The 22,207-nt window shown below is 58.7% G+C and carries 17 protein-coding genes; 10 read left to right on the forward strand and 7 right to left on the reverse strand.

Going from position 1 to position 22,207, the window contains the following annotated elements; all coding sequences use genetic code 11:
- Window positions 1-101 precede the first annotated feature (101 nt).
- Window positions 102-1,337, reverse strand: coding sequence for a glycosyltransferase family 4 protein (locus WDZ78_RS02255; protein ID WP_425672212.1), 1,236 nt, complete (start codon window positions 1,335-1,337; stop codon window positions 102-104).
- 494 nt (window positions 1,338-1,831) lie between these two features.
- Between WDZ78_RS02255 and WDZ78_RS02260 the strand changes: the two genes are divergently transcribed.
- The 7 genes from WDZ78_RS02260 (at window position 1,832) to WDZ78_RS02290 (ending at window position 11,485) form a co-directional block, all read left to right on the forward strand.
- Entirely contained in the window at window positions 1,832-3,151 is a 1,320-nt protein-coding gene (locus WDZ78_RS02260) for a hypothetical protein (protein ID WP_425672213.1), read from the forward strand.
- A 145-nt stretch (window positions 3,152-3,296) separates the two neighbouring features.
- Complete coding sequence (locus WDZ78_RS02265) at window positions 3,297-4,409, forward strand: acyltransferase family protein (RefSeq protein WP_425672214.1); 1,113 nt, start codon at window positions 3,297-3,299, stop codon at window positions 4,407-4,409.
- Window positions 4,410-4,589: 180 nt separating this feature from the next.
- On the forward strand, window positions 4,590-5,513 hold the full coding sequence (locus WDZ78_RS02270; protein ID WP_425672215.1) for a hypothetical protein: 924 nt from the start codon (window positions 4,590-4,592) through the stop codon (window positions 5,511-5,513).
- A gap of 130 nt (window positions 5,514-5,643) precedes the next feature.
- Window positions 5,644-7,893, forward strand: a complete 2,250-nt coding sequence (locus WDZ78_RS02275; protein ID WP_425672216.1) for a polysaccharide biosynthesis tyrosine autokinase — start codon at window positions 5,644-5,646, stop codon at window positions 7,891-7,893.
- On the forward strand, window positions 7,886-8,554 hold the full coding sequence (locus WDZ78_RS02280) for a hypothetical protein (RefSeq protein WP_425672217.1): 669 nt from the start codon (window positions 7,886-7,888) through the stop codon (window positions 8,552-8,554). Before WDZ78_RS02275 ends, WDZ78_RS02280 begins: the two co-directional genes overlap by 8 nt.
- A gap of 79 nt (window positions 8,555-8,633) precedes the next feature.
- On the forward strand, window positions 8,634-10,205 hold the full coding sequence (locus WDZ78_RS02285; protein ID WP_425672218.1) for an O-antigen ligase family protein: 1,572 nt from the start codon (window positions 8,634-8,636) through the stop codon (window positions 10,203-10,205).
- A 74-nt stretch (window positions 10,206-10,279) separates the two neighbouring features.
- On the forward strand, window positions 10,280-11,485 hold the full coding sequence (locus WDZ78_RS02290) for a glycosyltransferase family 4 protein (protein WP_425672219.1): 1,206 nt from the start codon (window positions 10,280-10,282) through the stop codon (window positions 11,483-11,485).
- 41 nt (window positions 11,486-11,526) lie between these two features.
- Here the strand turns inward: WDZ78_RS02290 and WDZ78_RS02295 are convergent, their stop codons facing one another.
- Window positions 11,527-12,621 (reverse strand): glycosyltransferase family 4 protein, encoded by a 1,095-nt coding sequence (locus tag WDZ78_RS02295; protein WP_026364021.1) that lies wholly within the window; start codon window positions 12,619-12,621, stop codon window positions 11,527-11,529.
- A 40-nt stretch (window positions 12,622-12,661) separates the two neighbouring features.
- A complete protein-coding gene (locus WDZ78_RS02300; RefSeq protein ID WP_020012112.1) occupies window positions 12,662-13,825 on the reverse strand; it encodes a glycosyltransferase family 4 protein in 1,164 nt (387 codons plus the stop codon).
- Between the two features lie 412 nt (window positions 13,826-14,237).
- On the opposite strand from WDZ78_RS02300, the gene WDZ78_RS02305 reads away from it, so the two are divergent.
- Both WDZ78_RS02305 and WDZ78_RS02310 read left to right on the forward strand, forming a co-directional pair.
- Window positions 14,238-15,572, forward strand: coding sequence for an SGNH/GDSL hydrolase family protein (locus tag WDZ78_RS02305; RefSeq protein ID WP_020012113.1), 1,335 nt, complete (start codon window positions 14,238-14,240; stop codon window positions 15,570-15,572).
- A gap of 127 nt (window positions 15,573-15,699) precedes the next feature.
- The gene (locus tag WDZ78_RS02310; RefSeq protein ID WP_026364022.1) at window positions 15,700-17,121 is read left to right on the forward strand and encodes a hypothetical protein; all 1,422 of its coding nucleotides are present in this window, start codon (window positions 15,700-15,702) and stop codon (window positions 17,119-17,121) included.
- 57 nt (window positions 17,122-17,178) lie between these two features.
- On the opposite strand, the gene greA is transcribed toward WDZ78_RS02310, so the two are convergent.
- Window positions 17,179-17,661 (reverse strand): transcription elongation factor GreA, encoded by a 483-nt coding sequence (gene greA, locus WDZ78_RS02315; protein ID WP_020012115.1) that lies wholly within the window; start codon window positions 17,659-17,661, stop codon window positions 17,179-17,181.
- A gap of 274 nt (window positions 17,662-17,935) precedes the next feature.
- Here greA and WDZ78_RS02320 point away from each other — a divergent pair, with 274 nt between their 5' ends.
- The gene (locus tag WDZ78_RS02320) at window positions 17,936-19,333 is read left to right on the forward strand and encodes a family 16 glycosylhydrolase (RefSeq protein ID WP_425672220.1); all 1,398 of its coding nucleotides are present in this window, start codon (window positions 17,936-17,938) and stop codon (window positions 19,331-19,333) included.
- A gap of 78 nt (window positions 19,334-19,411) precedes the next feature.
- Here the strand turns inward: WDZ78_RS02320 and WDZ78_RS02325 are convergent, their stop codons facing one another.
- Genes WDZ78_RS02325 through WDZ78_RS02335 form a run of 3 tightly spaced genes read right to left on the reverse strand, consistent with a single transcriptional unit; the run spans window position 19,412 to window position 22,202 of the window.
- Window positions 19,412-20,326 (reverse strand): TIM barrel protein, encoded by a 915-nt coding sequence (locus tag WDZ78_RS02325; protein WP_425672221.1) that lies wholly within the window; start codon window positions 20,324-20,326, stop codon window positions 19,412-19,414.
- 26 nt (window positions 20,327-20,352) lie between these two features.
- Window positions 20,353-21,078, reverse strand: a complete 726-nt coding sequence (ugpQ, locus tag WDZ78_RS02330; RefSeq protein ID WP_425672222.1) for a glycerophosphodiester phosphodiesterase — start codon at window positions 21,076-21,078, stop codon at window positions 20,353-20,355.
- Between the two features lie 11 nt (window positions 21,079-21,089).
- On the reverse strand, window positions 21,090-22,202 hold the full coding sequence (locus tag WDZ78_RS02335; RefSeq protein ID WP_425672223.1) for an ABC transporter ATP-binding protein: 1,113 nt from the start codon (window positions 22,200-22,202) through the stop codon (window positions 21,090-21,092).
- Window positions 22,203-22,207 lie beyond the last annotated feature (5 nt).

Below are 22,207 nucleotides of genomic sequence, written 5' to 3' on the forward strand. Positions count from 1 at the left end.
CGACGCCCATGCCAGGAAGGCGGAGGCTGCCGTTATTGCTTCCCACCATATGCTCTCTCCTTCAAAGAAAACCGCTGCAACGGACGGGGTCCGTTGCCGGTCTAAGATGCACGCAGGGTTCGGCTTTGCCGGTGGCTCGTCAGGACGTCCTCATAAAGTTTCACATAGTTTTCGCCGACCCGGCGTGAGGTGGATTCCTCGACGATATTTCCGAAATCGGCCTCCGTCGGCAATTCTTCGCGCGACAGCGTCAGCACGCGACGAATACGGGCGGCAAGATCCTTGGCGTTGCCCGGTTCGAACAGCCAGTCGTGGTTGGTCTCGCCAATCAGCTCCGGAATGCCGCCGGAGGCTGCGCCGATGACAGGCACGCCCATGGCGTAAGCCTCGTAGATCGTGCGTGGCGAAGGTTCCGCCCAGAAGGACGGAACGATGAGCACATCGATCTCTTCGAAAAACTCCTTCGGCCTTGCCCAGCCGACGAACTCGATCGGCAGATCGCCTGCCTGGGCCGTGAAACGCTCGATGGAATCATCCATCGCGTGACCGGCGACCAGACAGCGCCAGTTGCCGTGACCGATCTCCTTGAAGGCATCGACCATGTTGCCGACGCCTTTTTCCGTATTGATACGGCCGATATAACCGAAGGTCAGCGGCCGGCCAGTGCGGTCAATTCGCCGGCGGGCGACGGGATCGCCCTCGGGAACCGTGCAGGAATAAAAGATGACGCGGCGCAGGCTCTCCGGAATGTGGTGGAAAAGCCCGTGATTGACGTGCGTCTTGAGGATTTCGGTGCCGACGCTTGCGACAGCGCCGATATAACGCTGCGTGAACTTCTTGGTGAAATTCACCACCTGACAGCCGAGATGAATGTGCTCGCAGGGCTTGCCGCCCTTGAACATGGCGGCGTTGCCGCACAGGAGATCATATTCGCAGATCGTGTGAACGATCGGAATGCCGCGCTTATGCGCCGCCCGCCACACCAGCGTCGTCACATCCAGCAGCGAGTGGGTGTTGAGAACATCGGGTTTGAAATCGTCGAGAACGGCCTCGAACTGCTTTTCGACATCGAAATTCCACTGCTGCTTGAGCTTCTGCATACGCCGCTGCTGCGGCGAATATTGCGGCCAGTCCTCAAGCCAGAAATCGTTGTTGTGGAACATGCGGTAAACGGAGACGCCGTTGCGCACCATTTTCGGTTCGGCCTGCCGCTCTATGCAGGCGGCGCCGACAGTATGTCCCATGGAGACGAGTTCCTCGGCGAGATGTTCGACCGAGCGTTCGCATCCACCAACGATATGCGGCGGATAAAGGCTGCTAAGATGGAGAATTCTCATGCGGATACGCTCTATTTTCCTTCATCGAAAATCTATGGCGTCCATCCCGGGCTCGGTCGTCTCCGTAAATTCCCGGAGACCAGTGAGACATCTGCAAAATATAAAGAGCCGGAGCGGAACTAATGTTTGAAAATATGAATTACGAAAATCTACTTTTCAAAAAGCACGGGAATTGGCGGCATTTCAAGTGATTTTTTTCGCGGCGCGGCAAAAGCCATGCGGTGTTGCGAAAAGAACCGCTCTCGTGTTACGGTTTGGCCACTTTAAAGTGCAGGCGAGCGGGAGCAATCGGTTCCGTTGCGGCTGATAACTATATTAAATTTGATAATATCTGTTTTATTTCAGAGACATGGATTTTTGAACGGCCGTACATGCCAAAAACTTCCAGGACATTCTGATCTCGATATGCGGACAGCCGTAATCGTCATTTAAACGGCGACATCGATCGGATGGCGTCTTGCTTATATTCTCTCCGGACGTATCAGGAGGCGCAGATGAATGGAAAACAGCCGATCGCCATGAGTGGCCTGACGCGCCGCAACCTGCTTTCGGCCGCACCCCTTGCATTGGTCGCCGCCTCCGGTTTGCAGGCCATTCCCGCACGGGCACAGACGGCTGCTTCCGCCAGTACCGAAGCCTTTATGGACAGTGTAGGCGTGTGTGGCCACTTCACCCGCACCACGGGCGTCTATCCGGAACAGTTCGACCGGATCATGCCCGAGATGGAAGCGCTGGGCGTGCGGCATCTGCGCGATGAGGGGCTCATCGCCGCCAGAAACAGCCCCGTCTTTCAGCGGCTGCGCCAGATCGTGGCGGCGGGCTTTCGCCTTACCATCATATGTTACGACAATCTCAACCCTTATGTTTTCACGCCGCTCGACAGGCTCAAGGATTTCTACGACTGGTCCGACGCTGGTATCGATATTTTCGAAGGCAGCAATGAGCCGAACCTGACGAAAGATCCGCAGAACGCCCCGCGCATTTCGGCGGAGCATCAGGCTGCCCTGCACGCCGCCGTCCGCTCGATTCCGCGACTGAGCGCGGTGCGCGTCGCGGCGCCAAGCTATGTCCTTGAGAACAGGGCGCTGGCATTTGACCTGAAGGATGTCTGCGACTACGGCAATATCCACCCTTACGCGGGCATGGAGCACCCCGAAACGACCGGTCCGGGGGCGCTCTCAAAATCCGTCGCCGCTTCGGCGCATATAGCAGCGGGCCGGCCGGTGCTCGCCACGGAAATGGGCTACCACACCTCGCTGCAAACCAAGACCTTTCATTTCCCCGTCACCGATGGCATCAAGGCACGCTATATGCCGCGTATGCTGCTCTGGTGTTTCATCAGCGGTATTCGCCGGTCCTATATCTATGAAATGGTTTCAAGCTTTGCTGCCGATGAGACAAACCCGGAATCTTCCTTCGGCCTCCTGCGCCACGATCTGAGCCGCACCCCGGCTTACGAGGCTGTTCGCGCCCTTCTTTCCCTCTGCAAGGCAGAACGGCAAACCGGGCAGGAGGAACGGCAGATCGACTTCCTCACGGCCGATTCGCAAAGGTTGTCCCTGCATCTCGCAAGACCGGACGGTGCTTTGCTCGTACCTGTCTGGCTTGGAATTTCCGGCTGGCAATGGCCTGCCCGGATCGAAAATCCGCCCGCGGAACGGGTCGCGACATTTACGGTGGCGGGCGGGCATAGTCACGTTGTCGCACACCGTTTCCGCGATGACGGCTCCGTCAGCCAGCAGACAATCACGCAGGAAAGCGAGCAATACCGGCTTTCGGTCAGCGACCAGCTTACCGTTCTGGAAGTTTTCTGAGTGGCGCGGAGGAAATGCCGCATCGCAAAATTGTGTGTATCGCGTCGTGTTATTGCATGCTAGCCTGCTTGAATAATGGACTTCTGACCCCGCAGCGGCGGGCGCAATATATTACTAAATATATCTTTATTTTTATAGATTGACGATGATGAAAAACTTTAAAGAAGCGCCTGCTGCGGGGGCGCAGCGTCTCGATATTCTTCAGGTAATGCGTGCTGTCGCGGCGACCATGATTGTTGCGCTGCACGCTGATGTGAACTGGCAATTCACGCTTTTCCCACTCTACCTGCTGAGGCTGGGGGGTGGGGTCGACCTGTTTTTCGTCATTTCCGGCTTCGTCATCGTTTACGCGTCGCGGCCCTATTTTGCAGCGCCAGGCGGCCGTTCCGCCTTTCTGCTGCGCCGGTTTCTCCGCATCGTTCCGCTTTACTGGTTTGTGCTGACCCTGCGGCTTGCCATGGCCGCCAGCGTGACCCTTATCAGCGCCAAGGCCTTTCCGCCGCTACAGTCGATCCTGACCTCCTATCTGTTTATTCCCTATGACAGCATGGGTTATGGCGACGCCTATCCGTTTCCGCTGATCGATCTCGGCTGGACGCTGAATTACGAGATGTTCTTTTACATCGTTTTTGCGGCGTTCATCTTCCTCCCGCTGCAGCGCGCGGTATTCACGACAGCCGCCGTGCTGTTTACCGCGGTCATGATCGGCTCCGCCTTCAATCTCGGCCTGCCGTTCAACTTCTGGTTTCAGCCGATCATTCTCGAATTCGTCGCAGGCATGTTCATTGCGGTCCTTTTCATGCGCGGCTTCCGCCTGCCGCCCCTGCTCGGGCTTGCAACGGCGCTGTGCGGGCTGGCGATCTGGATGCTGACCGATCTGAGCAGGATCGGGTTCCAGTGCGATCCGGGCTGTTACTCGTTTTCGCGGCTGTTCGTTTTCGGCGGCGGCGCAATTCTGCTGATGGCAGCGGCGACCCTGACCAGAAACATCTCCCTGCCCCGTTTCGCGCAGCCGCTGGCAAAACTCGGCGATTCATCCTATGCGCTTTATCTGCTGCACCCCTTTATCTTCCGGGGCTTCAAGATCGCGCTCGGCGGCGTCACTTACCCGCCGGAGTGGAGCAACGTCGTTTATATCGTCATCGTCGTCAGCACCGTCGCCATCGCCCACGCCTTCCACGTCTTTGTCGAAACACCGGCCAATATCTGGCTGCGTGACCGGCTGATAACATCCCCCCGGAAAGTTGCCGTGTCCTGAACAACCCGGAGAAAGGCAAGCGCGGCCGTTAACAATAGCTGAGGGTTTCCGCCGCGGATTTATTTTAGCGCTTGATCCTTTGCTTGTGCTGTGCGATTTAAGAAGAAATTTTAGATGTTGGGTAATAATCCCCAACGTTGGATGTATTTAAAGTCGTATTTTAAAGATTTGGAGAGTTGGATGCCCCGCATTCGTAACGGCTCGATGCTCGTTGGTGCGATGTTTGTTGCCAGCATGGGTCTCTTTTCCACTGTCGCCAACGCACAGAACCTGGATACCGTGCCGCCGGCCGCCCCGCAGCAGACGCCTTCGGTCGAAAGCGCAGCAACAGGCGCGCCCGTCAAGGCCGCCGATGAAACCACCGCTGCATTTCTCGCCCGCGTCAACACCACCAATCCGGACACGGTTTCCATTACCGCGGCTGAACTGTTCAAGCAGTCACCGACGCAGGGAATGATCAAGGATCTGGTCACCATCGCTTCCAGCACGGATGCGGCAACGGCCGACGTGATCGTAAAAGTGACGAGCGGCTTTCCGATCATCGCGGTTTCCACCAGCGCGGCACAGTTCTCCGAACAGCTTTCCGCCCTGATCCTGAGCGACTCCGGCCAATTGCCAACCATCGTCGCACTGGCCCAGAAGGTCGGCAACAAGGATTTTTCCGAAGTTGTCGGCGAAGGCCTGGCACTTGCCCACGCCACCGCGATGCGCAACGGCAATACGATACTCGCGGCCGCCATCCAGTTGCAGACAAAAGGCGCCAACGTGCCCGCCGATCTTCTCATTGCCTTTAGCGAGAATATCGAGGGAACGGCTGCCGGCCCGGCTGCTCCTGCGGCTGCCGCAGCGGCTGCATCGCCGATCGGCGGCGCCGGCTCCTCGCCGGCCAGCGCCAACAGCATCGGCGGCTCGGGAACCGCAGGCGCCGCAGGCGGCACCGCACAGGCAGGCGGCGGGAGCGCACCCGTCGGCGGTGGTGGCAGCGGTGGTAGCAGCAGTGGCGGCGGAACAACAGGCGGCACGGGCACGTCATTCTTCACCACGATCAATAACTTCTTCTCGACCGGCAGCACCACCACGCCTGTCAGCACAAGTCCCGTTTGAGTTTGGCTTATCTGACTTCCCAAAAGGGAAGGCTGCCGCCAGTTCTGTGATGCAACCGTGACTTGGCCGGCCTTGCGCCCGCCGAAAAGAGCGAGGCTGACAGTTGTTGCAAAGGCACGATCCCCTGACGATGGCCGATTACGATAAAAGCGGGCTGACGGCCGAGTTTATCGATATCGATGCCGCTCTTGCGATAATCCGCCGGCAATGGCGCATCGTCCTTGCCGCCATCGCGGTTGCCGGGGCGATCGGCCTTGCCTTTGCCGCGACGGCCGTGCCGGTCTATTCAGCCACGGCGACCCTGCTGATCGACCGCAACAACAGCCAGATTGTCGAACAGCTTTCGACGATCGGCGGCGTCATAGAGGATGAGGCCTCCATTCTGAGCCAGGTCGAGGTCCTGCAATCGGAAACCATCGGGCTTGCCGTTGTCGATAGTCTCAAACTGACGGAGAATCAGGAATTCAGGGCAACACGCGCGTCGCTTCTGAGCTCGATATTTGGCACTATCCGTTCGCTCGTCAACGTTTCGCAATGGTTCTCGCCGGCAAAAAAAGAGTCTGTTGTTGACGATGGAACCCTGAAGAGATCGCTGTCGGACCAGCTGCTTAACGGCCTCAGCGTCAAGCGCATCGGCCGAACCTACGCGCTGGAACTCACCTATAATTCGACATCGCCGGTTCTCGCCGCGCAGATCGTCAATGCCGTGGCCTCGGCCTATCTGCTGGACAAGCTGAACTCCAAATACGAAGCGACGCGGCGGGCCAGCGACTGGCTGTCCGACCGTATTGCGGAACTGCGCCAGCGCGCGCTCGATACCGATCTTGCTGTGCAGAAATTCCGGGCCGAACATAATCTGATCTCGACCGGCAATAACAGTCTGCTTTCCGATCAGCAGCTGGCCGAATCCAACAGCGCCCTTATTCTGGCGCAATCGGAAACGGCAAAGGCGCGGGCGCGCGTGCAGCGCATCGAGCACATTCTCGCCACCGACGATGTTGACGGGGTCGTCACCGATATTCTCGACAGCTCCGTCGCAAACGATCTGCGCAAGAAATATCTTGAGTCCTCGAAGATCGAGGCGGAAATCACCAGACGCCTCGGCAGCAACCATATTCAGGCCGTGCGTCTGCGCAATGAAATGCAGGAATACCGGCGGTTGATGTTCCAGGAAATCAGCCGCATCGCACAGAGTTACAAAAGTGATCTGGAGGTTTCGGAAGCGAAGGAAAAATCGCTTGCCGAAAGCGTCGCCAAAGCAACCGACATCAGCAACTCGGCCGGCGAAACACAGGTTCAGCTGCGCGAATTGCAGCGCGAAGCCGAAACCTACAAGAACATGTATCAGACGTTCCTTCAGCGTTATCAGGAAGCGATGCAGCAGCAGTCCTTCCCCGTGACGGAAGCACGCGTGATTTCCAAGGCGATGCCGCCCAAGATTCCGAGCAAACCGAACAAGCCCATCATTCTGGCGCTGTTCATGATCATGGGCGCGGCAGCCGGCGGCGGTATTGCCATGTTCCGCGAATTCCGCGACCGGTTTTTCCGTACCGGCGAACAGGTTCGCGATGTTCTCGGGCTGGAATTCCTCGGCAATACCCCGCTCATCCCGAACAAGCCGGCGACAGAGGCGCAGGAAAGTGGCCAGCCCGGCCTGACGCTTCCCACCAGTGTTGCGCGTTACGCGGTCGACCACCCGCTCTCCTCCTTCGCCGAAACCCTGCGCAGCACCAGGCTCGCCATTGATCTTGGCATTCCCGCCAAAAGCGGGGCGCGGATTGTCGGCGTTGTCTCGGCCTTGCCGAGCGAAGGCAAATCCACGATCTCCATCAATCTGGCGCAGCTGCTCGCCGGGCAGGGTTCGCGGGTCCTGCTGCTGGATGCCGACATTCGCAATCCCGGCGCCACGCGCGCCATGGCGCGCCACGCCAGCGAAGGTCTGCTGGAGGTCTTGCTGGAAGGCCGCAGCGTGCAGGATGTGGTGCTTCGTGACGAAAAGACAAAGCTCGCTTTCCTGCCCACGGTGGTCAAGCAGCGTGTCCCTCATTCCTCCGAGTTGCTGACCTCGGCGCAAATGCACAAGCTGCTGGCTGAAGCCAGCAACGCTTTCGACTACATCATCGTCGACCTGCCGCCGCTCGGGCCGGTGGTCGATGCACGCGCCATGGCGGGACGGATCGATGGTTTCATCTTCGTCACGGAATGGGGCAAGACCGCTCGCAGGGCGGTGCGGAACACGGTGGAAAATGAGGTCCATATCCGCAAGAAGTGCCTCGGCGTCATCCTCAACAAGGTGGACACCGAAAAGCTGAAGCTTTATCGGGCCTATGGTTCAAGCGAATATTATCATTCGCGCTATACACGATATTACCATGACTAGGCGTGACGGCGTGATGCGCCTGCGGAAAATCCTCGCGGTCGTGCCGGTCCTCGTCATTTCCGTCTTTGTCCTGTCTGTCGCGGGGCAGGCATTTTCGCAAAGCCGGCGTTTTTCCGATATTGTCGCATTGGCGAGGATCGCCGATGAAAATAACGGTCTTGCACCTGAATTGCTTGCAAAAACCGTCGCTGAACTTCACCCCGTCGTCGCCGAGAAAATCTGCCGTTCGGATATCGTCAAAGCCGGAATGAGGCTCGTTCTGGCCGATCTCGATGCAAATGGCGCCGATCCGGCATCCGCTTCCGGCGCGGCGCGTCTTGGTTTTGCCGAGACCTTTATTCGCCACTCGCTCTCCTGTTTTCCCGCAAATGGCGATGTCTGGCTGCGTCTTGCCATGGTTCGTTCACTGCGCAACGCCTCGCCCATGGAAGTCGCCGTGCTGATGAATTTCTCCCAGCTCTACGGGCCCGCCGATGCCAATGTGATCCGTGGTCGTTTCGTGATGTGGCAACAATTTCCGAAAAACACCTTGCCCGAGGCCGAGGCGGCCCGCGAGGCGGACACGGCCGTCGTCTGCGGCAGACAGGGAGAAATCCTGCGATGGACCCTGGCGGAAGTCTGCCCAAAGCCACCATCGGGAGGCGCAACACGCCACCCATGATCTGAAACGGCGAGAGAACGAAACCCTGTCCGTCATTCGGGCATAACCACCACAAACAATTCCGACAAAGCCCAAAGACATGTCGCTTACCGAAGCCCGATCAGAACCGCTCTCCTCCCCGCAGCTCCCATCAGCAGCAGTTCGGGACCGTGTCCGGGCGGTCGTAGCAATCGCGTTCTGGGCAATCTTCCTGCTGGCGCTTCTCAATCGGGGCGCAACGGAAATCGAAAGCCGCATCGTTGTCACGGCCGGCATCTATCTCCTGCTGGTGCCATCAATCCTCCTGTTCGGACCTCCCAAGGCCGGTGCAGGCAAGGTACTTGCGGCGGCCTGCCTTTTGTTGGGAGCGCTTATCGTGCAGATGCTGCTGCAGGCATCCCCCCTGCCCGGCATCGCGCGCGCCAACCCGGCCTGGTCCATCGCCGCCATGTTCATGCAGAATGCACCAGCCGCAACGATCTCACTCACACCTGCGGATGACCGGCTCGGCCTCATGAGCGCCGCCCTGCCTTTCGGCGTCTTCATGACCGGCCTTGTGATTTTCGATACCGACGAGCGTGCGGCAAAGACGCTGCGATGGTTTGCAATCGCCGGGGGCTGGCTCGCGCTGTTTTCAATCGTGCAATTCGTGCTTTTTCCAGAAGTTCTCGGCTTCATCCAGAAGCGCTTTTATCTCGGCAGCCTCACCGGTGTTTTTGTCAACCGCAATACCGCCGCAACCTTCTTCGGTCTCATTCTTCTCACGCTCGCCGTATTATTACACAAAAGCCTCCTCGCTCCGGATTGGGAAAGGGTAAAGGCGCTCGTGGCAAACCGCCTGACCGTGCCGACTGAGCAGAAAAAACTCATCCGCAAGGCCGCTTTTCTCGGGGTACTCTCGGGCTTTTGCTTCATCGCATTGATGCTGACGGGATCGCGTGCCGGGATCGGATCAAGCCTGGCAGCGCTGATTTTCCTGATCCTTCTGATCGTGTTCAATTCTCCCGCCAGAACCGGCCGCAACGGGGTCTCCGGCCGGCGCAGGCGGCGGGGGACGAGACGTCGCGCCGCGCTCCTGATTGCAGTCGCCATCGCCTTGTTTGCGCTTTTCGCCAACCGGGTGGCGCTTCGTATGGAAACACGTTTGGAAGACGACATGCGCTTCTGCTACATGCCGGGCATCGCGCGCGCCATCGCCGACAATTGGCCGCTGGGATCGGGCCTTGCAAGCTTTACGGAAATCTATGCGCCCTATCATGCGGCGCGATGCGGGGTGGACGCCGTCGTCACCCATGCCCACAATGTCTATGCCGAGGGGCTGCTGACACTCGGCGCGGCCTTCCCGTTTTACCTCGCTTTTTTTGTGCTCATCCAGCTGGTAATTTTTATTCGCGGGGCACGCAAACGCAGAAATTATCGTTACGCCTCTCATCTCGGCCTTGCCGCGCTGCTGCTTGTCCTGCTGCATTCGACGCTTGATTTTTCGCTGCAGATTCCCGGCTTCGCCATGGCCTATGCCGTCTTCCTCGCCCCGGTCGTCACGCTTTGCCTGAACCCACCCGGAATGGAACGAGACGGCCGCAAAAGGCAGAGGCAATCACCAGCTGAAGCTGCAACGCCCGCAACGATCCATTCAAGCCAGACGGCGCAAACACCGCTTCGTCTGCCATGACAGGAGTTTGGCCTGGGCTCGCGGATGCAAAATAGTTGTCGTGATCTTAACACCATGGGCGCAGGAATTTGAGCATGCGGATATTGCAGATAACCTCGCTATTTGCCCCCGATCGGGTGGGCGGTGCGGAAATATTCGTGGAGGACCTCGCGCGTGGACTTGCCGATAACGGACACACGATCGCGGTGGCCGCCATCTCCCGTAAAGAGCAGGCAGCGGAACAGCGCGACGGTTTTGCCATTCACCGCCTCGGCCACACCACGCCGTTCTTCATCGGCGACTGGGGGCAACAACCGGAATGGAAGCGGAAATACTACAAGATCGCCGTGCAGCTGGATCCGCGCCTCGTTCGCCGGCTTGCGCGTGTCATCGATGATTTCCGGCCGGACGTGGTCAATACCCACTCGCTCTCGGAACTGACTCCGCTGATATGGCCGATGATCCGCAAACGCGGCATTCCGCTCGTTCATTCGCTGCATGATTTCACGAGCATCTGCACCAATGGCTCCCTGTTTCATGACGGGCATATCTGCGATGGCAGCAGCAAAAAATGCCGCGCCTTTTCTTACCTCCATCGGCGTTGCCAATGCGCGGTTGATGCGGTTGCCGGCGTTGGTCGCGATATCGTCGAGCGCCATGTGCGGGCAGGCTTTTTTACCCAGGTGCCCGAAAACCGCCGCACGGTGATCTGGAATGCGATTTCACCACCGGCTTCGCCGCAACCGCGCCTCCCCCGCGCGCCCGGAGAGCCGCTCGTCTTCGGCTATCTTGGTCGTATCGAAGCGGCAAAGGGCGCGGACCTGCTGATCGAAGCCCTGCGACTCCTGCCTTCGCAAGGCTGGCGACTGGTTATCGCCGGCCGCGCGCCTGATGGTATCGAGGCCTACCGGCAAAAGGCAACCGGCCTTCCAGTTGAATTTCCGGGCTATGTGGAGGCCGATCATTTCTTCGCCGGCATAGACTGCCTCATCGTCCCGCCTTTGTGGCCGGAGGCATTCGGACGTACCGTCGCCGAAGCCATTCTGCGCGGCGTGCCGGTCATCGGCGCAAATCTTGCGGGCATTGGCGAGCAGATCGGTGCGGACAGGCCAGAACGCCTGTTTACGCCGGGCAATGCCGCCGAACTGGCCGCGCGCATGGCGGAGGCCATGCGCAATCCCGCCATGCTCGAGGAAACCCCTGAAACCCGGGAGCGAATTCGGCAAGGAGTCGCGCCCGAAGGGGTCGTTGCGGCCTATGAAAAACTCTATTCGGATGTGCGTAAAACCGACGATGCATGAACCGTCACTGTCGGAACAAGGCGCTTATGCGTCCCCCGGCTTCAACGCCGCGCTTGAAAAAGCTGCGCGTAGCTTTCCGCCGCCTTCTGCCATGAATATAATTTACGGTTTTCATAACCTGCCTGTCGAAGACTGCCCGCCAGTTCCGGATTCCCCAGAAGCCGCTCAAGCGCATCGACAAGGCTTTGAGTGTCCGCCGGATCAAAAGTCAGGGCGCCACGGCCGGCGATCTCTGGCGTTGCGGAACGGTTGGAGCAGACGACCGGGCATCCCAGCTGCTGCGCCTCCAGCACCGGCAGGCAGAACCCTTCATAGGTAGAGGGTACACAAAGGCAGGCGGCATGGCGGTAAAGTTCGGCCAGCTGTCGGTCATCTATCCCGGAAAGCCGGATCAGCCGGGTTTTCAATTCCGGATCATCCAGCGCGCCGGTGATTTCCTCCGCCTCGTCGTGGCCGACATGCACGACACGCAGATCCGGCCATTTTTTACCGAGTATGGCGAAGGCTTTGCCAAGGAGGGAAAAGTTCTTATTGGAAGTCGCGTTTCCGACCGCCAATATGTAGCGTCCGTCAACAGGCGACACTGCGCCAAAAGTCTCGGGATCGACATTCAGCGTGCTGTCGGAATGAATGGTAAGGCTCTTATTGGCAGCGGCAGGATAAAAACGCACCAGATCCTTCCGCGTCGCGTCGGATACGCAGATGACCTGATCCGAACCGGCCATCATCAGCTTGAAGATGAAATCGGTCGTCAGGGTCGCGCGCCAGCCGATCTGTTCGGGAATGGTTTTAAAATAAAGATCGTGAACAAGGGTGAGACGCCGTTTGCCGCCGAGGGGACTTCCGAAAGGATCGGCATTAAAGAGCACATCAATGCCATGCCGGCGGCAAAGCGCGGGCAGCATTGTAGCCTGACGCACCACGTCAAAAACCATGATGCGGGGCCGCGGAGTCTCGATAAGCTGCAATCGGCTACCCTGCAGGCTTTCCGGCAGTTGCGCCCGCGTCCACGGAGAGCGCAGAATATAATCGTCGCCTGTCTGCTCCAGCAGCCGCTCCAGCAGGCTGAAGGTGACGCGGGCGACACCGGAAGCCTTGCCGCCATATTGGCTCGGCATGTTTACGAGAATGCGCATCCTGACCCTTCCGCCTGCCGGCATTGCCTTTTCCTGTCGATCACCGGGCGAAACCTCGCGCCGCCTCCGTCAGCAGCGCGGAAACGGACCGGCAGGTTTCTTCCAGCGAGAAACGCTGGCTCACATCCTCCCGCCCCTTTTGCGCCAGCCCTTCCGCCAGAGCCGGATCGGACAGGATGCGGCCGAGCGCCGCGGCCAGCGCCGATGGCTCTCCCGGCGGCACGAGAAGACCCGTTTCGCCGTCCCTGATGATTTCGGTAACCCCGCCGCCGCGCGTGGCGACAACCGGACGGCCGCACATCATGGCCTCGACAACCACCCGGCCGAAGGGCTCGGCAACAATCGAGGTATGAGCAACCGCATCCATCGCCGCCATCAGTTCCGGCACATCCGAGCGGAAACCGAGGAAGCGGACACGGCCATCGAGACCAAGACGGGACGCCTGTTCGCGGATGCGGGCCTCATAAGCCTCCTGCCCGAAAAGTGCGCCACCAACGATCACCGCCTGCACGCCCTCCATCGCGGCAATCGCCTCCAGGAATACATGTTGTCCCTTCCATTCGCTCAGCCGGCCAAAAAGGCCGACAAGCGGTTGCGGACCAAGGCCCAGTTCCGCTCGCAGCCGCGCGGCCTCGCCCGGTTCGTAAACCCTTGCCTTGACGGGATCGAAGCCGTTGTAAACGATACGAACCTTATCCGCCTCACCGCCGGCCTCGATGAAAGCCCGGCCCGTCTCTTCGGAATTGACAGCCACCAGCCTGGCGAAAAGGCGCGCAAATGCCAGCGAAGCCCGGCGGTTGGTGGCGCTGAAAGCCGGATCGGTGACGATATCGTGCAAAATCCAGACGAGCGGGCGACGACTGAGCTTCGCGGCCAGCGCACAGACAAAAAGCGCCTTTTGCGAGTTGGCACAGATCACATCATAATGCCTCGCCTCCCGGCTCAACTGCCAGGCGACCGCCACCACATCAGCCGCTCCGCGCAACAGGGCACCGAAAGATGCGTTGCGGCGGATCGACAGCATTTTTTCTCCGGCGGACAACATGACCGGAGGCCGCCCGGCGTCAGCCAGATCATCTGCAGCCGCACCACCACTGAGAAAACAAGCGCGCCAGGAATGCGGCCCAGCCTTGACGAGATCAGCCAGAAAAAGTTCGGCGCCGCCCTTCTCTCCGGTATGGCTGACAAAAAGAGCGGACGTCATGGCGTCCCCCCTGCCGGGTGAGAGAAGCCACGATGCGCCTGGCCTCGATTGCGGGCATGAACAGCACCCCTGCGAAAAGAACCATCCTGCCAGATAGCGACAGGGATATCTTCGTTGGAGATTGCAGAGAAATGCACGTTGCTAGATAAAAATACCAGCATCAGAACCTTTATTCGTAATAAAATTCAAAAAAAGCAAAAGTAAAATACAAATATTCTATTTTTAGACTTCAAACGAAATGCAAGAAAAATTCATGACGTTTGTTTTTATGCGCTGATCGCCATTTCTCTCCCGGCATTTTTCCCCGTGCCTCATGGCGGAATTATCATGAGGCCAGACCAGGAGAACGAACGATGACCGCGCTCGGATACAACATATGCATATATATGGCACGAACGGAAGAGGTGGCAGCATGATCGGCGTGACGCTCGGCATCCATCCTCCCACCATGGGCGCCATCGGTCTTTCCTTGACGGCGTTCTCTGTCCTGCGCGCCCGGCTGACAGCGGGTCAGAATGCCACGCTGTTCGTGAACGGCGACAGCACCGCTCATGCCGAAGCCGGACCATTTCAGCAATTTGCGATGATGCTCGGCGAACTGCACAACACGACGGTGGTGTTACACCGCTGGGCGGAATGGGAAACGAACGCCGCCACCGGCCCAAAAGCCTATGCGGAACCAGTCACGCTACGTGCCGGCAAGAGAGCGACGCTGAGGCTCTATCTCGCGACGCTGCCGGGCGGCATGGCGGGTTACATGCTCGCGGAACAACGCTCCGCGGCGCTCGATATCCCCCGTCCGGATATCTGCATCCTGCACCAGGGCCATAATATGCAGACCTTCGAGGTGCCCGGCGGCATTTTGAGCTCCGGACGCTCCAGCCTGCTCGGCCCCCTTGGCATGACCGAATGGCAATGGCCGGGCGCACCACAGCTCATCACCACGCAGAACCCGTGGCGTGATGGGACGGGTTACGACAAGGTCTATCAGGCAATCCTCGATTTGGCCCGAGCACATCCGAACCTTACACTGGTGGATACGCACGCGGCATTTCTGGCGAAGGGCAAGGATGCCGCCCTTTATCGGGACAATATCCATCCGAACGATGCGGGTTCGCGGCTCATTGCCCGAACCCTGTTCGATTCCTACCGCGCTTCGGCATCCGACAGCGGTTTTCAGACACCCTGCTGGCCGAAGCTGCCTGCCGCCAATCTCATAGGGAATGGTGATTTTACCGACTGGTCGGGCTCCGCTCCGACGGGCTGGGGCCTGATTGCGCCGGGTTCCGCCATCAAATCCACCGAAATCATCTTCTCCCCGTCCTTTGCGAGCAGCGTCGCGCTCTATGCAAGTGGCAGCCAGATCGGCGGGCTCTCACGCTATTTCCGCAATGCGGAGGCCGCAGCGATGATCGGCAGGACGATCTCATTCGCCGTCCTTTACAGAAACAGCGAGAAGCAACGTCTCCCCTACGTCACTTTGGTTGTTAAAAGCGGCGGCGCAACCAGAACAATCACCTGCTCTGCATTGCAATTCGGAGGAGCCAACATCTCCGGGAACAGCGGCTGGATGTGGGCGATCGCCAACGGGATCGCCATAGACCCAGATATCAGCCCGGCAGGATATAATTTTTATCTGCGCATCCTTCCCGCATTCGGCGCCAGCGCGCCCGCCTCGAATGAGCCAGTTCACATTCAGCGCATTATCGCGGTCGAGGGGGATTTGCCGAAAGGCAATCTTGTCTAATATAAAATTATCTTGCGTGGCGGCGTCATCGAGCCCACTAATGCACGCCATATTATATTTATTGCCGCGCGGTAACGCTCTCCCCTTGGGACCATCGAAATCCGCCTACAAAAGATAAAGGCCGCGAATGAAGAGACGAAAAAATCATGCGGCATCGCGCCTGCCCGCTCTACCGGGTTTTGTTTTGGCAATGCCGCTTTATCCCTCGAAAACAATCAATATTCCCGGCGTCTTTCTCGCGATATTCGTTTTTTCCATCGGTTTCTTCATTCAGTGCAATGTGGTGACCAGCAATATCGGCCTGCGTTTCCTCAACATTACCGACATGCTGGTGCTGATGACGCTGCCCGTCATTGCGCTGCTTTACATTCGCTGTCTGACGCCGTCGATCGTCCTGTTTTACCTCCTGCCGCTGACGGTCCTGTTTGCCCTCACGGCGCTGTTTGCAGATGCGCGTGGCGATGGCGAATTTTATACGACGGCGATGACCTATTTTTATGCGGTCTATTTTCTGTTCTTTGCCTATATGCTGTTCAAGGAGAACCTTCTCGAGCTGTTCTGCTGGGGCATGTTTGCGGGCTTCATAGCCGTGACAATCCTGCTTTTCCTTGACATCGTCATTCATGACCAGCTTGCCTCCGTCGGATTGTCCTTCATGTTCGATGAAGCGGGCGTTCTGGAACTCGCGGCAAAAGGTGAAATAACGCCGCTGCTTTTGCGCGTCGAGAAGGCAGGCGGTATCTGGCCTGTGGGAAACACGGCTGGACCAGCCTTCGCGCTTGCCGGAGCCGCCGCTGCCTATCTCGCCGAACGCCAAAGACGGCCCGCGCTGTTTGCCGTGTTTCTGCTGATATATCTGGCGAGCTTTACGCTCACACTCAACCGCTCGGGTGTGTTTGCCGTACTCGCCATCGGGCTTTATTTCTACGTCCGGAATTTTTCGGTCAAAATGCTGCTCAGCACCTATTTCGGCTTTGCTTTATGCGCCCTTGTCATTGCCGCGGTTCTGCCGCTCGGCGCTTTCGACTTTGCGGGGGAGGTATTTTCAAAACGTTTTCTCGAAGACAGCAATAGCAGCAACAACTTGCATGAGCGGTGGGAGACGATCACCGGCGGTTTTCAGGTCATGTTCCTGCATCCGTTGGGCATCGGATTTACCGCTCGATACGAAGAGCTTGCGCGTATCGCAAAGATCGGCACGCCCCATAACGGCTTTATGGCCACTGCCTACGCTTCCGGCCTGGGATTTTGCATGATGAGCGCCTTTGCGCTGTTTTATGCAGTTTTCCGAAAACGCAAGATCGGCTTTTTCGTCTATTCGGCGATCGGGATCATAATCGGCTATCAGTTCGAAGAGCTGAATTTCAATCCTGTCTTCATGGCCCATGTGGGGCTTGCCCTCGCCTACGCCGCCATAGATCTGGACTTCAGGCTCTTCCTGAAGAACACAGTGATGCGGATGCTTGGAACCGCAGATGGCGCTCGCCACCGAGAAGAAGGACGCGTCATCGGCAATCCGGGCCTGAACTCCTTATTGTCTAACGGCTGATAGCAATAAAGAGGCTCTTATTTTTGAGGGCCTGGTTTACCCAGTCCGGCCTGGGTATCAGGCGACTTCGATGATTTCGATCTCCCTGCCGGCCAAGCTGACCAGATCACCAGCCATTTTTCCCATCAGCACCCTTGCAACCGGGGAGACATAGGACATCGTTCCGGCAGCCGGGTCGGCCTCATCTTCGCCGACGATCCGGAACCGTTGCGTTCGTCCGTCATCGCGGCTGAACGTCACCAGACTGCCGAAGGCGACGACGCCGTCCGCTGGCGGATCAGGCATCAGTTGCGCGGTGCGGACCCGCTCGGAGAAATATCGCAGATCCCGTAGCGGGTTGGCGGAAATACGCCGTCTTTCATTGATGTCTTCAATGGCATTGGCCGCCTCACAGGCCTCCCGCGCCAGCCGCAACTGCTCTTCCAGCGCCTTAAGTCCGGACTGCGTTACCAGATTGGGATGAGGCGAGATTACCCGATCCGGCAGAACGGTTTCGGCTGCGGTTTCCGCGCTGTCTTCCTTGGTAAAGGCTACGCTCAATCCTGATACTCCATTCCTCAGATGCCGCCCGGACATCTGCAATCCGCCCCAATCTTGCCATCACCCGCAGGGGTGCAGCAAGAGCGCGCCGATGGTTCAAAACCCGACATATAACAGGCGGAACCGGCCGATGACAACGCGCCCGGCCAACAGCAGAATGCAACCGTAAGGGAACATACCCCTCATATTTCGGCCTAACAGGAGGCTTTTTGCCCTGTTAGGGTGTGCAGCAGGAGGAGTGAGGATACCAACGCTAACGGACAGGAGACGGTTCATGGCCCGGACAGTAGTGAATGCGCTTGGAGACACACTCTATTACAGCGGCAGTTCCACCGGATTTTTCTCCGCCACGGGCTCCGGCCCGCAGCTCGCCGGCACCGCCGGCAATGATTCCATGTGGGGTGACAGCGCCGTCAACGTGACGATGGCGGGCGGCACGGGCGACGATATCTATTATCTCTATTCTGGTATCAATCGCGCCGTCGAAAACGCCGGGGAGGGCATCGACACCATCGATACCTGGATGAGCTACACCCTGCCCGACAATTTCGAGAATCTCAGGGTAACGGGTGACGGTCGTTATGCCTTCGGCAATTCACTCGACAATATCATCACCGGCGGATCAGGCAGCCAGACGATCGATGGCGGGGCCGGCAACGACGTGCTGATCGGTGGCGGCGGGGCCGACACTTTCGTTTTTACGAGCGGCAACGGCACAGATCTCATCATGGATTTCAGCGCCAATGACACGATCCGGCTGAATGGTTACGGCATCACATCCTTCGATCAGCTGGCCGGCAACGCCACGCAGCAGGGCAGCGACCTGTGGCTCAATTTTTCGAATGGCGAGGCCATCGTTCTTGCGGGAACAACCATAGACGATCTTCAGGCCGACCAGTTCGAACTCAGCCTCGATCGATCGTCTCTCACCCAGACCTTTGCCGATGAATTCGACGCGCTGTCCCTGCGCAACGGCGATCAGGGCACCTGGGACGCCAAATATTGGTGGGCACCCGAAAAGGGAAGCTCGCTGACGACGAATGGCGAGGCGCAATGGTACATCAATCCCTCTTATGCCGGCACGTCGGAGGTCAATCCGTTCAACGTTGCAAACGGCGTCCTGACGATATCTGCCGAAAAAACCGCGCAATCGATTGCCGACGAAGTCGAGGGTTACGATTATACCTCCGGCATGCTGAACACCTATTCCTCCTTCAGCCAGACCTATGGTTATTTCGAAATTCGCGCCGATATGCCGACCGACCGGGGCGCCTGGCCTGCCTTCTGGCTCCTGCCCGAAGACGGCTCCTGGCCGCCGGAACTCGATGTCATCGAAATGCGCGGCCAGAATCCCAATACGCTCATCATGTCCGCCCATTCCAACACCACCGGTGAACAGACATCGGTCATCAACAATGTCAGCGTGCCGAGCACGGAAGGGTTTCACACTTATGGCGTTTTGTGGGATGCGGAACACATAACCTGGTATTTCGACGATGTCGCCGTGGCGCAGACGGACACGCCTGACGATATGCATGACCCCATGTATATGGTCGTCAACCTTGCCGTCGGCGGAACCGCGGGAACACCATCGGATACTGATTTCAGCGACGGCTCGCAAATGATGATCGATTATATCAGGGCCTATTCGCTCTCCGACTGGGCCGCGTAAACCAAAAACACCGGCAGTCACATCGGGACTGCCGGTGTTTCAAACATCAGCCTGTCGGATTACACAGTGTTCAGGCCATCACTCGGCTGCGAGCTGTGTGCGGGCGGCATTCAGCGACATCAGATGCCGCGCCGTTTCGAGGCTTGCCGGCTGTTCGGCGCGATAACGGCGGCCGATTTCCATCATCAGCACGGTGTCGGGCAGGAAGGAAAGTTCCGAGAAGATGTCCTGCCAGTCAATGTCGCCCCAGCCGAGCGGCATGTGCAGATCGCCGATCCCGAGCGCCGTGTTCTCCTGGGCAAAATAAGGCTGATAAAAGCCCTGCGGGCGACCGAAGGAATCGTGCACATGCAGATGGCCGGCGACCGGCGCCATGGCGCGAAGCTCATCGCGGAAATCGAGGCCACGATAGGTGGATTCGAGATAGGCATGGCTGAAGTCGATTAGCGCCACGACATTGTCGTGACCGACAGCCTTCACGGTCGCAGCCACTTCGGCCGGCGTCTGGCGATATTGGCCGGGCTCGGTGGAGAAGATATTCTCGAGGGCGATACGCACGCCATAGGGACTGCAGAACTGCGCCAGTTCGAAAAGCGCTTCCCGCTCGCGGCTGTCGGCATCGGCCCGTTCGGCGATCTGGTCGGCGCGCAGGGCGCCGCTGTGCTGGACGAGAATGCCTGCGCCGATACGGTCACAAAGAACGGCAAGCGCCTTGGCCGCATCGATCTGGTAACGGCATGTCACCGGATCCATGAAATTCGAAGAGACGAGACCGTGCACGGTGTAGCGGAAGTCGAACTGCTTTGCGAGCGACACGAAACGGTCGGCGCGCTCCTCGATGATCCGGCCGCCAGCGATCATATCGAGGCTTGTTGCAGCGATTTCCACGGTGTCGCAGCCAATTTCGGCAAGCGCGCGAAGATCGCTTTCAAGGGTGGCCAGTTCGCCATCGTCCGAGCCGGCGTTGAAGCCGGTACCTATAAGATTGCTCATGTCATGATCTCCAAGAGGAAGGAAGGTTATGCGAATTCAGGGAGCCGCGCGGTACGGCGCACCGTATCGAACAGGTCCGGGCGGTCGATGTTGACGTAGTCTACCCCGGCCAATGCGATCTCTTTATGAAGGTCGATGTCATCACCGCCGTAATAGACCATGATTTCGAGACCGGCCTTGCGGCATGCCGCGACAAGACCTGGCCGCCGCATCTGCGCCGGCGTGATCTCTATGATCGAGGCATGGTGCACGGCCGTCGCCAGCGAGGGCGATTTTGCGATGTCGAGCGTCATCATCTTGCGGAATTCGGGCGCGATGGCCTGCAGGCCGCGGCGCATATCCTCGGAAAAGGAGAAAAAGAAAGTATCGCGCAGCATGCCGAGATCGCGCACCAGGGCGGCGACCTTGACGGGATCGCAATATTTCAGCTCGACATAAATGCCGCAGCGGCCGCGCAAATGGCGGAGATAGGCATCAAGACGCGGCACAACAGCGCCCTTGAAGCTTTCCCCGAACCAGCTGCCCGCATCCAGGGCATCGATCTCGCTCGACAGGGCATGGCCGATAGGCCCGGCACCGTCGGTCGTGCGGTCAAGCGTTTCGTCGTGAAAGACATACAGCACGCCATCCGCGCTCTCGCGCACATCAAGCTCGATATAGTCCGCACCCTGCTGCAGGGCGAGATCGGCGGCGGCAAAGGTGTTTTCGGGCGCAAAATGGTTGGCGCCGCGATGAGAGACGATTTTGGGCATGGAATGTCCTGTCAGTTTACGGGTTCCGGCTGACGCGCCGGCATGGTCGAATTGCGCGAAAGATCAGCGTGCAGTCCGGCAATGCGGTTGCCGGCGGCGTCAAAAACAAGAGTCAGGCCGGATTTGCAGCTGATGCCAACCCGCTCGCCGGGTGCATGCCTTATCGTCTCGCCATATTCCAGCGCATGGATGACGCCTGCCGGTGTGTCGATACTGTAGAAAACCTCGCGCCCCATAGGCTCGACAGTGGTAACCGGCCCCTCCAGCCGCGCTTCTCCTGGCTTGGTGAGGGTGATGTCCTCAGGGCGCAGACCGAGGGTGATCTCACCGTCGCAACGGGCATCGATGTCGAGCCGGGCATCACCGATCCACAGCTGCTCGCCCTGCGCCTGTCCCTTCAGAAGGTTCATCGGCGGCGTGCCGATGAACCCGGCGACGAAGAGGTTGTTGGGTCGGCGATAAAGATCGTCAGGCGTGCCGATCTGGGCGATGGCGCCATTATTCATGCAGATGATCCTGTCGGCCATGGTGATCGCCTCGATCTGGTCATGGGTGACGATCAGGGTGGTGATCCTCAGGCGCTTCTGCAGGTTTTTCAGCTCGGCCCGCATGGTGATGCGCAGGGTCGCATCGAGATTGGAGAGCGGCTCGTCCAGAAGCAGGATATTCGGTTCCTTGACCAACGCTCTAGCCAGCGCCACGCGCTGCTGCTGACCGCCGGAAAGCTGCGAGGGCCGACGGTCGAGCAACGCGCTGATCTGCACGAGGCTTGCCGCCTCCTCCACCCGCCGCGCCGCCTCCTCACGCGGCACATCCTTGAAACGCAGCGGAAAGGCGATGTTCTGCCGCACCGTCAGATTGGGATAAAGCGCATAGGACTGGAAGACAATGCCGACATTGCGATCGCGCGCATCGATGCGGTTGACGTTGTGGCCGTCGAAGGCGATCTCTCCGCCGGTCGGCGCGTAAAGCCCGGCGAGCAGGAAAAGCGTGGTCGATTTTCCGCATCCCGACGGGCCGAGAACGGCGACGAATTCGCCGTCTTCGATCGTCAGCGTCATGGGTTGCAGAACCCGGGTGTCGCCCCAGCTTTTGGTGACTTTGTCGAGGGTGATCCTGGCCATGGCGA

The organism is Agrobacterium sp. M50-1 (assembly GCF_049843495.1).
In the GTDB taxonomy this organism is placed as follows: domain Bacteria; phylum Pseudomonadota; class Alphaproteobacteria; order Rhizobiales; family Rhizobiaceae; genus Agrobacterium; species Agrobacterium radiobacter.

Coding starts and splice junctions, on each gene's coding strand:
- WDZ78_RS02300 (WP_020012112.1), bottom strand. CDS start 13,825: ATGACGTCCGCTCTTTTTGTCAGCCATACCGGAGAGAAGGGCGGCGCC.
- WDZ78_RS02290 (WP_425672219.1), top strand. CDS start 10,280: ATGCGGATATTGCAGATAACCTCGCTATTTGCCCCCGATCGGGTGGGC.
- WDZ78_RS02285 (WP_425672218.1), top strand. CDS start 8,634: ATGTCGCTTACCGAAGCCCGATCAGAACCGCTCTCCTCCCCGCAGCTC.
- WDZ78_RS02280 (WP_425672217.1), top strand. CDS start 7,886: ATGACTAGGCGTGACGGCGTGATGCGCCTGCGGAAAATCCTCGCGGTC.
- WDZ78_RS02260 (WP_425672213.1), top strand. CDS start 1,832: ATGAATGGAAAACAGCCGATCGCCATGAGTGGCCTGACGCGCCGCAAC.
- WDZ78_RS02255 (WP_425672212.1), bottom strand. CDS start 1,337: ATGAGAATTCTCCATCTTAGCAGCCTTTATCCGCCGCATATCGTTGGT.
- WDZ78_RS02275 (WP_425672216.1), top strand. CDS start 5,644: ATGGCCGATTACGATAAAAGCGGGCTGACGGCCGAGTTTATCGATATC.
- WDZ78_RS02270 (WP_425672215.1), top strand. CDS start 4,590: ATGCCCCGCATTCGTAACGGCTCGATGCTCGTTGGTGCGATGTTTGTT.
- WDZ78_RS02310 (WP_026364022.1), top strand. CDS start 15,700: ATGAAGAGACGAAAAAATCATGCGGCATCGCGCCTGCCCGCTCTACCG.
- WDZ78_RS02325 (WP_425672221.1), bottom strand. CDS start 20,326: ATGAGCAATCTTATAGGTACCGGCTTCAACGCCGGCTCGGACGATGGC.
- ugpQ (WP_425672222.1), bottom strand. CDS start 21,078: ATGCCCAAAATCGTCTCTCATCGCGGCGCCAACCATTTTGCGCCCGAA.
- WDZ78_RS02305 (WP_020012113.1), top strand. CDS start 14,238: ATGATCGGCGTGACGCTCGGCATCCATCCTCCCACCATGGGCGCCATC.
- WDZ78_RS02265 (WP_425672214.1), top strand. CDS start 3,297: ATGATGAAAAACTTTAAAGAAGCGCCTGCTGCGGGGGCGCAGCGTCTC.
- WDZ78_RS02335 (WP_425672223.1), bottom strand. CDS start 22,202: ATGGCCAGGATCACCCTCGACAAAGTCACCAAAAGCTGGGGCGACACC.
- WDZ78_RS02295 (WP_026364021.1), bottom strand. CDS start 12,621: ATGCGCATTCTCGTAAACATGCCGAGCCAATATGGCGGCAAGGCTTCC.
- WDZ78_RS02320 (WP_425672220.1), top strand. CDS start 17,936: ATGGCCCGGACAGTAGTGAATGCGCTTGGAGACACACTCTATTACAGC.